Source organism: Arthrobacter sp. FW305-BF8 (assembly GCF_021789315.1).
Lineage (GTDB): Bacteria > Actinomycetota > Actinomycetes > Actinomycetales > Micrococcaceae > Arthrobacter.
This window is the reverse complement of record NZ_CP084561.1, coordinates 1366168-1378789: the sequence shown is the minus strand read 5'-3', so window position 1 is coordinate 1378789 and position 12622 is coordinate 1366168. Positions and strand designations below refer to the sequence as shown.

The following is a 12622-nucleotide window of genomic DNA, read 5'->3' as shown; positions in this document are numbered from 1 at the left end:
AGCTTGTCCAACAAGCACGTACCACTTGCTACGCTGGACTCCCCGAACAAACGCAAGCGAGGCAAACGTGCACGAGGACGTCGTCCGGTTCCTGTCCCAGCCGGTGGAGGCCCAGCCCGGCTCACCGCTCCGCGTCGCCGTCTACTCACGGATCGCCGAAGCCATCCGCAACAACCTGCTCCAGCCCGGCTCCATGCTCCCCACCGAGACCGAGCTCGGAACCGACATGAAAGTCAGCCGAACCGTGGTCCGCGAGGCCCTGATGCTGCTCGAGGAGGACGGCCTCATCCGGGCCCGCCGCGGCGTCGGCCGGTTCGTCTCCGACACCCTCCCCCGCATCGGCATCGAACGCATCCGCCCCTTCGAGGAAGTCCTCGGCGGCCCCGGACACCAGATCCAGATCAAGCGCATCCAGGTGGAGCGGCAGCCCGCCTCCGAGTTCGTCGCCCCGGGCGTAAGCGTCGAACCCGGCGCCGAGGTCTGGCTCTGGGAGTCCGTCCTGATCCGCGACGGCGAACCCATCGCACACCTGCAGGAAAACATCTCCGCCCAGCCGGTCAGTTTCGCCGGCGGCGCCGCCGCGCCCCTGGAGATCAAGGACGACGGCGGCACCACCTTGCTCACGGCGCTCAACAAGGCGGCTGGCCGGGGACTAGGCCCCGGCGAGTGCCAGATAGGCCTGAGCCAGGTCGGGCCGAGCCGCGCCAAGCTGCTGGACCTGCGCGCCTCGGACCCGGTCCTCGTGCTGACGCAGTATGTCCGGCACGCCAACCGGCCCTTCTACCTTGCCAAATGCCTCATCGCCGACCGCGCAGGTCACCTCTCAGTGATGCAGTCACTCCAGTCCTAGCACTGCAGCTGTCATGGCTGGTCGCAGACACCAGCCACAGCCTTGCACGCGTTTACGCGGCCGTGCGCCCAGTAGGTGCCCGTGCCGGTAACCGCGGCGTCGGCGGTTGATTCGACGGTGGCGCGGACTGACGTGTTTGCGGTGCCGGCAGGTGTGCTCCAGACAAGCGCGGCAACGCCGGCCACCATAGGTGAGGCCATGGAGGTGCCACTGGCGATGTCGTAACCCATCTCGCGGCCGCTCTGGGTACCGATGGTGAAGGGGTGCTTCGGGAAGGTCGAGTAGACGTCCACCCCGGGCGCTGCCACATCCACCCACCCGCCGTAGGTTGAGAAGGAGGCTTTGGCATCGTTGTTGTCGGTCGCGGCGACGGCGATGACGTTGGGGTATGCGGCCGGGTACATCGGGGCCTGGGTACCGGCATTGCCCGCTGCGGCTACAATCACCACGCCGTTATTCCATGCATTGTTGACGGCATCCTCGAGGGCCAGTGATGGAACGCGCTGGCCGAGGCTCATGTTGATGACCTTGGCGCCGTTTTCAACCGCCCAGTTGATGCCGTTGACAATGGAGGAGGTGGAGCCGGAGCCGCTGTCGTCGATGACTTTGCCGTCCAAAATGGAGCAGTCCGGGCATACACCGGAGACACCCGCCGCGTCCTTGGTGGCGGCAATAATGCCTGCCACGTGCGTGCCGTGGCCGTAATTGTCTTCGCCTGTTGCGGCGCTGCTGAAGTTGGCGCGCAGAACAACATTCGCTGCAATGTCGTTGTTGTCGGTGGCGACGCCGGTGTCGAGCACGGCAACCTTGATGCCTTCGCCGGTGGTGACGTCCCAGGCTTCCACGGCGTCCACATCGGCGTCGTCCGTGCCCCCTGCCACGGTCACCGTGTTGTTGGTGCTGGTAAATGACTGCCCCTCGTTGTGCAGAGCGTACTGGCGAGGGAAGTAGTCCGGGTCGGGTTCATCGACGGCGGCGGTAACGAGCTGGTCCGGCTCGGCGTATTGAACGGCCGGGTTCCGGTTCAGGGATTCGATCAGCTGAGATTCCTTGCCAGCCGGCACCTTGACGAGGTGCGCTCCAGTGCTGCCGATGCCGACGCCGTCGCTGACGCCGTTCTGGCGCAGCAGCCCAGGCGCAGCGCCGCTGTCTCGGAACTTGACGATGATCTGGCCAGGGATCTGCTGCGGCTCCGTTGCCGCGTTGCTCGGGACAGCCACGGTGATCGCGCCTAAACCTACGACTACGGCGGCGAGGCTGGCTATAACTACATTTTTCATACCGAGCATCTTGCTCCAATGCAGACCGGCTACCTAGTGTCTGCCGGAAAATTACCCCGAATTTTTGCCGGAGGTATTTCAACGAGGGATGCCCAGCCGTAATCGGCCGGGGCCTCCCTTTGCGCCCTGAAGCACCTTGAATCAACGCCACTTGCTCGTCAGAGTCACTAGAGACGCGCCAAGTAGCTTCCCGATCCAGTTACCCAGCTCATCCTGCTTCTCCCTGCCGAAGGGCTGCACAGCGGCGGACGCCCGTACGGGCCGGGCGCCTCTGGACGAGACGGCCACGTTCATCGATGCTTACTAGCACGGGCGGCCCTCGGCCGATTTACCCGGACAGAATCTATCCGGGGTTGGTGCAGGCCACCCACACGTGGTTCATGCGCCATACAGTGCACACACTCCCGACGAAAGGCATGTCATGAAGTTCGCAGTCATCGGCGGTACCGGGCTGATCGGGTCCCAGGTCGTCAAGAATCTGAATGCCGCCGGGCATGAGGCGGTACCGCACTCGCAGTCCACCGGGGTCGACGTCATCAGCGGCCAGGGACTGGACGAGGCGCTGGCGGGGGCCGACGTCGTCGTCAACCTGACGAATTCCCCGACCTTCGACGAAGCCTCCCCGGCCTTCTTCCAGACCTCGATGGACAATCTTCTGGCCGCGGCCCAGAATGGCGGCGTCGGCCATTTCGTCATCCTCTCCATTGTCGGCGCCGAGCAGGTGCCGGAGCTGGACTACTACCGGGCAAAGGTGCTCCAAGAGGACATCCTCGCGGCCGGGCCGATCCCCTACTCCATCGTCCGGGCGACGCAGTTCATGGAGTTCGTGGACGCGGTCCTGTCCTGGACCGCCGACGGCGACACCGTCCGGTTGCCCGCCACGCCGATCCAGCCGATCGCCGCCAAGGACGTTGCCGACGCGGTAGCGGAAGTTGCCGCGGGCGCCCCGCTGAATGGCATCCGCAACATCGCCGGCCCCGAGGTCTTCTCCCTGGACGAGCTGGGCGGGATCACGTTGTCCCGCAGGGGCGACAGCCGTACTGTCGTTCCCGACCCTAGCGCCGGCATGTTCGCGGTCGTCAAGGGGGACGTTCTCACCGACAAGAACGCTCACCTCGCCCCCACCCACTACACCGACTGGCTCTCCTGACCCAGTCGGACTCTAGGATCACCCGGCAGGTTGGGCTGCTCCAGGTAGCCCGTCCGCAACAGCCTGCTGCGGCCCGGCTCCAGGCGCCGCCCCACCGAGACCGAGCTCGGCACGTAAATGAGCGAACCCGTCGCTCATTTTCAGGAGAACGTCTCCACCGGGCCGGTCAGCTTCGGCGGGCGTGCCTGCGCACTCTTGGAGTAAAGGACGACGGCGGCACTACCCTTCTGGCGGCACTCAACAGTAGGGCGGTTTGTTGGGGTCGGGCGAGTTCCAAGTCAGCCGAGCCGGGTGGGCCCCGGCCGCGCCATGCTGCTGAAAGACGGTCAGGAGTCGCGGTTCTCGAACAGCCACTTGCGCAGCTAGCGGCCGGACAATCTGGCCTGCTGCAACCTGAATCGAATCCCCCGCCGCGGTCGTCTGCCGGAAACCCTAGAAAATTATTCCCAAGAGAAATGCCCCGGCCGAATACGGCCGGGGCATCCTTCATGCCCTGAAGCTGTGCCTTCCAATCAGGGCCACGTGTTCGTCCTAGTCGCTAGAGACCGGTCTTGCTCACGCCGTACTCGGCCTGCGCCGGGGTGAAGCCCTCAAAGAGCAGTTGGTCAACCAGCCCGGCACGCGAGAAGGATGTGTATTCGAGGTAGTCCTTGGCTTTTTTGGCTGCCTGCTCGTTCCAGTTGACGCTCACGCGGTCCACGGCCCAGGTCGCATCCGGTGTCGAATACTTTTCAAAGACCAGCTGCTTGATAAGACCGGAACGCGAGAATGCAGTGTAATTGAGATAATCAGCAGCCTTCTGCAGGGCGTTCTGCTGACTGATCGTTCCGGCTTCAGCGGCAGCCTTAGCAGCAGCGGCAGCTTCCGCTTTAGCCTTGGCCGCAGCGTCTGCCTTGGCCTTGGCCTCTGCGTCAGCCTTAGCCTTGGCCTCCTTGGCAGCAGCGTCAGCCTTGGCCTTAGCGTCCGCGTCAGCCTTAGCCTTGGCCTCCTTGGCAGCAGCGTCAGCCTGGACCTTAGCGTCCGCGTCAGCCTTAGCCTTCGCGGCGGCCTCAGCCTTGGCGACGGCGGGATCCTGGGTTGCGGTCTCCAGCGGAGTTGCAGTCGCGGAAGCGGCGGCGGAGTCATTCACACTGGAAACGGCCGTGCTGGAGGTTGGCGCAGCTGCGCCGCGGCTGGCGTTGAAGATAATGCTCAGGAGGACGAAAACGCCCGTGACGATCAAGGCCACTTTCTTGTGCTTGTCGTAACCCTCAAGCGAAAGGCCCCGCCTATCGCGGGTCTTGTTGGTCAGTACAAGGATGAGATCGATCAGGGCCCAAATGCCCAGACCACCGAAGGTGATCAGTTTGAGGATGCCGGTTCCGACTTTGCCCAGATAAAACCGGTCCACGCCTAAGACGCCGAGGAGGAGGGAGAGCAGCCAAGTCACGAGGAAAGACTTGTTACTCTGCTGTGCCTGTCCCCACTGCGAGTAGCCATAAGCGGCGCCCGGCATCGGCGGCTGCTGAGGCATCTGAGGGTGGGGGTGCTGGTTCTGGACTTGCCCCGGATACGGCGGCTGGGCGGGCTGCCCAGGGTACGAGGCCTGCGACTGCGGCGCCGTGGCCGGCTGCCACTCGGGCTGACCGGGGGCGGGAGCCGCCCTAGGTGTCTGAGGTTGGTCCTGATTGGACTGGGACATACTGTTCCCTTCGATGGTGTCGTGCGAAACATCTCGTCGCGAGGGCACCCGGTTTTCCATCGAAAGCCGGCTTCCCCACAAGCCGTGTGCTCTGCCCCACTCTTCTGCCACAAGCTCAACGTTTGCTTGGGTTTGGCCACACTGAACGCAAGATTCTGCGCAGGATTATGCAAAGGAGCGGTGTCCGTTAGATCCCCTGTCGAATCATGGCGGGAATTGTCGTGAAAGGATGAACTCTGGGGCCGCGCCTTCCTGCGGCAGCTTTGGCCGGGAGAACCAACGCTGGCCGAGCACTTCCTCCCAGGGGCCGTAGCCTTCGTTTAGCAGGGGCCTCATCCGCGCCCTCCTCGGCGTCAGCCAGCCCCTCGGGCAATTAGGCCTGGCTGCGGAGTCCGCTTTGATCCGCAACGGCGAGCCCGTCGCTCGCAGGAAACCATCTCCGCCCACACGATCAGTGCAGCGGGCGGGGGCCCGATGAGTGCCAGATCGGTCTGTGCCAGGTGGGCCCGAGCCGTGCCAAGCTGCTGGACCTGCGCGTCGGACCCGGTGCGCGTGCTGACGCAGTACGTCCGGCACGCCAACCGGCCCTTTCACCTGGTCAAGTGCCTCATCGCCGACCGCGCGGGCCACTTCTCAGTGATGCAGCCACTCCAGTCCAGATCGTCCATGTGAGGCACCACGTACCGTGCCGCCGCGGAAAGACGTGCTTGGGTCGCGAAACGGAGGAACCCCGCAACATGAATCTGCTGCGGGGTTTCTCGCTAACCCGGTGACCGGAGCTTACGAACTGACGCTCGCCTGCGCCGGCTGTTCGACGACCGCCGCGGGTTCCGTGGCGGGCTGCGGCGCTGTGCCAGCCGGGACCGGCAAAGCATCGATTTTCACAAGTGCACGGTAAGCACCAACGATCATCATGATGGTGCCAGCTAGTGCCGCGCCAAAACCGAGCACGGCCAGCACGATGAGAAATCCGTTGCTGCCACGGCTGTAGTAGGAAGACGCTGAGGCAGCAGCGGCGCCAGCGAAGATCGCACCAAAAATGTAGCCGGAAATCGACATAAGAACGCCAGAAGCAAAGATTCCGGCTGAACGCTTGAACTGCAAAATAACCCCTTGAAAGTGCGAATGACTTCGATAGATTACACGAAGGTTGTAGCATCAACCCGCGTATGCAGGACCAGCCACGGTGCCGTCCTTACACGCGTACAGCGTCGGCGCGTTTCTCTGCCCGAAGGCGAAGAAGGTTAAGTGCTGCACACCTGACTTTTGATGTCCTTCCCCGCCGTTCAGGTACCAGTCGGATAAGTACCTATCAAGGTCTCCATGGCGGCTTCGACCGCCCGGCGGTTAGGCTACGGCTGCACCTACGACGGTTGCAGCCATAGGAGCGACCAAATCAGACGCCACCAGCCTCTCCACCAAATGCGGCGCAAAGTCCCCCTCGAGCGACAGCACCACGCGGCAGCGCGCGCCGGGCTGCTCCGGGTAGTCCATGTACAGCCCGCGCAGGTCGCAGACGGTCTGCCCGCGGCTGGGCCCGGAAGTCGTGTCGACGTACACATGAACCACGGGCGCCACGGCCGCGCTAACAGCTCCAACCGCGAGCGCCGCGGCAAGCGGGTCGTGCATCGCCGAGCAGGCGCGGCCGAAGATGCCCTCGTAGAACCGGAAGTAGTAGCCCAGCATCTCCCCCAGCGCCCGCGGCACCGGACCGGAAGAAGCGAGCAGCTCCTGCCGGTGGTTCTCCTCCAGCACGTTGGTCATGGTCACGTCCAGCGGCACCAGGGTCACGTCCCAGTCGGCGGACAGCACCAGGGCGGCGGCCTCGGGGTCGTTGGCGATGTTCGCCTCCGCCACGGGCGTGAGGTTCCCCGGGGCCAGGGCCGCGCCGCCCATGATCGTGATCTCCGCGACCAGCGACGGCAAAGAAGGCTCCAGCCGCAGGGCCTGGGCAATGTTGGTGAGCGGGCCGATGGCCAGGACCCGCAGCGTGCCGGGATACTCGTGCGCGAGCCGCACCAGCATCTCCGCCGCCGTCTCCGGCGCAAGAGAAACCGAGGACTCAGCAAGCGAAACCTCGCCGATGCCGTTGGCACCGTGCACCCACGGCGCTCCCCCGCCGAAGGAACCGGCGAGAGGGTCATGCGCGCCGAGCGCAACAGGGATGTGCGCGTGCCCGGCAAGCTCGAGCAGGTCCAGGGTGTTGCGGGCGCCGACGGCGGCACTGACGTTGCCGCTGACGGCGCCGATCCCCCGCACGTCCGCCTCCGGGGAGGCGAGCAGGTAGGCCACGGCGAGGGCGTCGTCGATGCCGGTGTCGCAGTCGAGGTAGAACGGGTGGCTGGTCATGGAAATGGTTCTTCTTTCGGTCAGGTGCGGAAGGGTCAGAGGGTCTCGCCCTTGGGGGCGGCGGCGAAGAGGCTGACGATGAACGCGGCAGCGGTGATGGCCACCGAGATCCACAGGGCGGTGGCGTAGCCGGCGGGCGTCGCCTGGGCGGCGAACGGGGCAACAATCACGACGCCGAGGCTCGCCCCGATGCCGAACGAGGCGCCGTTGATGCCGGGCAGGGCAGCCGGCGCCTCCTTGGGCGAAAGCAGGACGGACAGCCCGTTGATCGCCGTGAGGAAGAGGCCGTTGTAGAAGATGCCCAGGGCGGCGACGGCGACCATCACCGCCACCTGGTTGTCGGCGAACAGAGCGGCAGCAATAGCGCAGGCCAGGCTTAGGCCGGTCCCAACACGGAGCGTCCTGATCCAGCCGCGGCGGCCGGCGAGCCACCCGGCCAAAGGTGCGGCGAAAACGCCAATCAAAGCGGCCGGCGTGAGAAACAGCAGGGCCGAGAGGGAGGCACTGAGCCCGAACCCGGCGTCGTGATCCTGGCTGAGCAGCACCACGGTGAAGTTCATGACGGCGAAGATGCCAGCGAGTGTCAGCACGGTGGTGGCGATGACGGGCCACACCTGGCGGGAGCGCAGGTGGCGGACGGCGATGAGCGGGTGGCTGCGCCGTTTTTCGATCATCCAGAAGGAGGCGAAGGACGCGACGGTGCCGGCCAGCAGGGCCAGGGTGCCGGGGGCGGTCCAGCCGGCGGACGACCCGCCGGAGACGAAGTAGGTGATGAACACCAGGAACACCGAGAGCGAGCCCGCTCCCCACCAGTCCATGGCGCCGCGGACGCCGTGCGGACGCCCCTTCGGGAGGGTCCTGAGGATGCAGCCGGCGGCGACGGCGGTGAGCACCAGCACGACGATGAAGATGGACCGGAAGCCGAGGGTCTCGGACATCAGGCCGCCGACGTAGCCGTCCACTCCCCCGACGCCGCCGTTGATGGCGGCGATGATGCCCACCGAGGTGCCGAAGACGCGCGGCTGCAGGTTTTCGCTGAGCACGATGTAGGAGAGCGCGAAGACGGCGCTGGACACGCCCTGCAGGAAGCGGCCGGCGATGAGCAGCGGCAGCGTGGGCGCGGCGATGCAGAGGACGGTGCCGGCGCCCATGATGGCCAGCACCAGCAAGAGGGCCGTGCGGCGGCCGATGAAGTCACTCCACCTGCCGATCACCGGGCCGGCGATGGCGCCGGCGAGGAAGAACATGGACTGCACGGGGGCGGCCGCGTCGGCGCCCAGGCCGAAGCTGGCGGCGATCTGCGGCAGCGCCGGGGTGACCATGCTGGCGTTGAGCTGGAAGGACAGCACGCCGAGGAGGAGGGTGACAATGAGCAGGGCGGCGCGGCGGCCGCCGAGTTTGGTCTGGTCCACTGCTTCATTGTCGACGGCGGGAGGCGGCGATGCGGTGCCGGCGGCTGGTGTGTTCACATCAAACTCCTTTGTTCTGCAGGCTGCTCCTGCCATTGGGATGTGAGTTGTTATACAACCATGTATGACGAACAAGTTCAACCTGCCGTACACTGTTTCCAACTCCGGCCACTCTTGGCCCGACCTGATAGGACTTCTTTATGAGCACTGGACTTCCTGCCGTCACCGTTGTCGGCAGCATCAACCTGGACATCATCGCCACCACGGACCGGCTTCCCACTGCCGGGGAGACCATCGGGGGCGGCGTCCTGCAGCAGCAGCCCGGCGGCAAGGGCGCCAACCAGGCCGTGGCCGCAGCACGCCTCGGCGGAAGTGCCCGGATGATCGGCGCGGTGGGCAACGATGCCCAGGGCCGGCTCATGCTGGAGGCCCTGTCGTCCGCCGGCGTGGACACTGCCGACGTGGCGGTGCTCGACGGCGACGCGACAGGCACGGCGCTGATCGTGGTGGACCGCGACGGCGAGAACCAGATCGTGGTGTGCCCGGGGGCAAACTCGGCGTTTTCCCTTGAGGGTGTGGAATTCCAGCCCGACGAGACGGTGCTGTGCCAGCTCGAGGTCGGCCTGGACGTGGTGCTGGAGGCGGCCCGGAAGTCGTCTAGGTTCTTCGTGCTGAACGCCGCGCCGGCGATGGACCTGCCTGCCGAGCTGCTGGAGCGGTGCGACCTAGTGATCGTCAACGAGACGGAGTACGAGCTGATCCCGGCCCTCGTCAACGCGAAGCTCATCGCGGTGACATATGGGAAGGACGGCTCGGCGATGTTCGAGCGCGGCCGGAAAGTGGCCGAGGCACCTGCTGCTGCGGTGAAGGTGGCGAACACGATTGGCGCGGGTGACGCGTTCTGTGCTGCGCTGGTGTTGGCACTTCGGAGCGGGCTTGACTACACGCGAGCCCTTGCCGTGGCCAATGCCGTGGGGGCGGATGCCGTGGGCGATCCTTCGTCGCAGCCGGCGCTTGCTCTGCTGCAGGACTACGTAGCGTTGACAACGAATGCGGCGGATGCCGGCCAGCGAATAGTGCTTTCCGAGTAGCTCCCTGGTAGAAGCCGGGCGCAGGAACCGCGTCCTGGCAGTACCGGTCCCGCCCGTACTATCTATCGCCGTTACACGCGGGTGAAATTAGCTGACTTGGCTCCAACAAAAATACCTTTCTGCAGCAGATTCAGCTGCCAACAGCATCAACAGCATCAACAGCATCAACAGCATCAACAGAGCGTAAGCCCAGCATCGACACGGCATCGGCTTACTCCCCGATCCGGGCGATTGTTAGCGGTTACGTGAAACGATTCCCGTATGACGGATTACGGTTTGGGGCATGTCGCAAGCGTCCCGGTAGGAAGCGTCTTTCACAGCAGGAAGGAAGTGAAGGACGCCGGACTTCATCGACATACGGTTAACGGAATAGACGGGGATGAGCACTTAACTCGCGCCATCGTTGCAGCTGGCGTGTACAGCGGAGATAGAGACCATGGAATCACTCTGTCGTACTCCGGACAAGGCGGGTTCGACAGGGACACAGGGGTGCAAGTAGATCATCAGCGCTTTGAGGGAGCCAACGCGGGTTTGGCGGCCTCATCCGTTAGCGGCATGGCCATTCGGCTTATCCGGGGCTGGGGACCCAAAAAAGGAGCAAAAGTCTACCGTTACGATGGACTTTTTCGAGTATCTAGGTATTGGCTGGATCAGACAGGAAAGTTCGATGTCTGCATGTACCAGCTGGATGCAGTGGATTCTGACCTCGGTTACGTTTTTGAGCCGGATTTGGACCACAAAGGGCATCCTTTTCCCGTGAATCCTCGCAACAGCGGGACGCTACCCATGCTTACTTATGACAGAGCGACCCAGGTGACAAATGAACGGCTCGTAAGCCTAGAGCGTGCTCTCTGGCATTGTGAGCAATGCTCGGCCGCACAGGACATAGGGAAGGGAGAGCTGCTACGCGCCGTCCCGGGAGGCGGAGGCGGCTTAGGTGTCTTTGCTGCCGACCAGCAGACAGTGCTCTGTACGTCGTGTTTTCGTGCGTATCTAAGGAAAAGCCCGCAAGCCCGAGCTTGGTGACCTCCACTTGCAACTTGGAGCAGCACCTCACTGCGAGTTGAGGCGGGCGACTCAGGCCGGGCGGAAAATGCAAGAGACAAAGAATACTCCGGCGCACCTCGACTTGGTAAACTGGCGCGGGCCACTGCCGCCAGTTCCTCGTTCAATCCCAGCGCGGCAAGCAATCTACTAGCACAGCCCGTCACTCAGCGGCTCTCGCAGCGAGCACGTACACATCAGACGGCGCGGCGTCCGGCCGCGCCCCCGGACCATAGGCAAAATACTCATATGCAATGCCAAACTCCAGCATCACGGAGCCACCTCGATACCGCGCTCTCCTTCCTGTCTCGGAAAGAATTGGCGGACTACCTGCGCGTAGACATCGAAACTATAGTTCGCTGGACCGCCGAAGGCGTCCCGTCCGATGCAGCTGAGGCTCCAGCCCTGGACGCCCTGATCTCCGGGTTTCACGGTGGAAGCACGGGTAGGAATGACTCGAGTGACTTTACCTTCATCGATCTTTTCGCCGGCATCGGCGGAATCCGTACAGCCTTTGAGGCCGCCGGAGGGCGCTGTATTCTTACATCGGAATGGAATAAGTTCTCACAAAAGACCTACGCAGCCAACCATGGAGTAGATCACGCGTTCATCGGAGACATCACCGACCCGTCACATGACATTCCGTATCACGATGTTCTGTTGGCCGGCTTCCCGTGCCAGCCCTTCTCCATAGCCGGTGTTAGTAAGAAGAATTCACTAAATCGTCCTCATGGATTCTCTGATCCGACCCAAGGAACATTGTTTTTCGAGATCAAGCGCATTTTGAAGGAACAACGACCTTCAGCCTTCTTGTTGGAGAACGTCAAGAATCTCCGATCGCACGATGGTGGTAACACTTTTCGAATAATCATGAACACCCTTCAGCATGAGCTCGGGTATGAGGTACATTCGCGCGTCATAGACGGCGCACATTTCACTCCGCAGCACCGTGAACGAATAGTGATCGTGGGGTTTGCTGAAGCCACAAGCTTCTCTTGGGACGAATTTCACCTCCCTGAAAAATCTCACCGCATGCGAGATATTCTCCACAAATCAGATGGTAGCGAGCCCTTCATCCCCTCCGATGGATACAGATACTTCGATCATGAACGGTCACAGGTCCCCAGTAAGTACACACTTACACCGGGACTATGGGAGTACCTTCAGCAATATTCAGCCAAGCATAAGCTCGCCGGAAACGGATTTGGCTACGGCCTCGTGGACGGTGAAAGCACTGCGCGCACTCTTTCTGCCAGGTACTACAAGGACGGTTCTGAAATTCTTGTGGCACAAGAGGCAGCGCGCCCGCGACGCCTCACCCCGCGCGAGTGCGCACGGCTTATGGGTTTCCCGGATTCATTTGTGATCCCTGTGAGCGACATGCAGGCCTATAAGCAGTTTGGAAATTCCGTTGTCGTTCCCGTCTTCGCCGAAGCCGCTCGGGCCATGAAACCGCATATCGCCAAGGTCCTAGAGACTCGAACACTTGCCCGCGCGGCAACCGCCTAATGCACGCCTTAGCGTGGAAGAGAATATCGTCGGTAGAGGTGGACCCGTCACGGTCGCGACAACATGAGTTCCATGCCGGAGGACTTCGGGCAATCCTTGGAAAGCCAGAAGGAAAAGACACTTATCCAGCAAAATACCATTATTGGCGTCCAGAGCATCCGAAACCCGTTGCTGTCTCTTCGTCACTCACATACTACGATGCCAGGGAGAACAACCCGTTACGCACGGAGTTGCGACTCTACTATCCATCAAACATCGT

General features: G+C 63.1%; 10 protein-coding genes. 5 read left to right on the top strand and 5 right to left on the bottom strand.

From position 1 onward, the window contains the following. The first annotated feature begins 67 nt into the window (after nucleotides 1–67). Complete coding sequence (locus LFT45_RS06145) at nucleotides 68–850, top strand: GntR family transcriptional regulator (protein WP_236807502.1); 783 nt, start codon at nucleotides 68–70, stop codon at nucleotides 848–850. An 11-nt stretch (nucleotides 851–861) separates the two neighbouring features. On the opposite strand, the gene LFT45_RS06140 is transcribed toward LFT45_RS06145, so the two are convergent. Further along, on the bottom strand, nucleotides 862–2130 hold the full coding sequence (locus LFT45_RS06140; protein ID WP_236807501.1) for a S8 family serine peptidase: 1269 nt from the start codon (nucleotides 2128–2130) through the stop codon (nucleotides 862–864). A 421-nt stretch (nucleotides 2131–2551) separates the two neighbouring features. On the opposite strand from LFT45_RS06140, the gene LFT45_RS06135 reads away from it, so the two are divergent. Continuing rightward, complete coding sequence (locus LFT45_RS06135) at nucleotides 2552–3280, top strand: SDR family oxidoreductase (protein WP_236807500.1); 729 nt, start codon at nucleotides 2552–2554, stop codon at nucleotides 3278–3280. 538 nt (nucleotides 3281–3818) lie between these two features. Here LFT45_RS06135 and LFT45_RS06130 read toward each other — a convergent pair. The 4 genes from LFT45_RS06130 to LFT45_RS06115 all read right to left on the bottom strand — a co-directional run bounded on the left by LFT45_RS06130 (nucleotide 3819) and on the right by LFT45_RS06115 (nucleotide 8779). Next, nucleotides 3819–4709 (bottom strand): Ltp family lipoprotein, encoded by an 891-nt coding sequence (locus LFT45_RS06130; RefSeq protein ID WP_236807499.1) that lies wholly within the window; start codon nucleotides 4707–4709, stop codon nucleotides 3819–3821. Nucleotides 4710–5741: 1032 nt separating this feature from the next. Next, on the bottom strand, nucleotides 5742–6065 hold the full coding sequence (locus tag LFT45_RS06125; protein WP_236807498.1) for a hypothetical protein: 324 nt from the start codon (nucleotides 6063–6065) through the stop codon (nucleotides 5742–5744). Nucleotides 6066–6308: 243 nt separating this feature from the next. Continuing rightward, a complete protein-coding gene (locus LFT45_RS06120) occupies nucleotides 6309–7310 on the bottom strand; it encodes a nucleoside hydrolase (protein ID WP_236807497.1) in 1002 nt (333 codons plus the stop codon). A 35-nt stretch (nucleotides 7311–7345) separates the two neighbouring features. After that, on the bottom strand, nucleotides 7346–8779 hold the full coding sequence (locus LFT45_RS06115) for an MFS transporter (RefSeq protein ID WP_236807496.1): 1434 nt from the start codon (nucleotides 8777–8779) through the stop codon (nucleotides 7346–7348). Nucleotides 8780–8919: 140 nt separating this feature from the next. On the opposite strand from LFT45_RS06115, the gene LFT45_RS06110 reads away from it, so the two are divergent. From LFT45_RS06110 to dcm, 3 genes are all read left to right on the top strand, one after another. Next, nucleotides 8920–9810 carry a ribokinase gene (locus LFT45_RS06110; RefSeq protein WP_236807495.1) on the top strand — a complete coding sequence of 297 codons (891 nt, stop codon included), beginning with the start codon at nucleotides 8920–8922 and terminating at the stop codon, nucleotides 9808–9810. Nucleotides 9811–10071: 261 nt separating this feature from the next. Then, nucleotides 10072–10836: a YDG/SRA domain-containing protein gene (locus LFT45_RS23465; RefSeq protein ID WP_442863602.1), complete on the top strand. Its 765-nt coding sequence runs from the start codon at nucleotides 10072–10074 to the stop codon at nucleotides 10834–10836. A 267-nt stretch (nucleotides 10837–11103) separates the two neighbouring features. Continuing rightward, a complete protein-coding gene (gene dcm, locus LFT45_RS06105; RefSeq protein ID WP_272912772.1) occupies nucleotides 11104–12363 on the top strand; it encodes a DNA (cytosine-5-)-methyltransferase in 1260 nt (419 codons plus the stop codon). The last annotated feature ends 259 nt before the right edge of the window (nucleotides 12364–12622 follow it).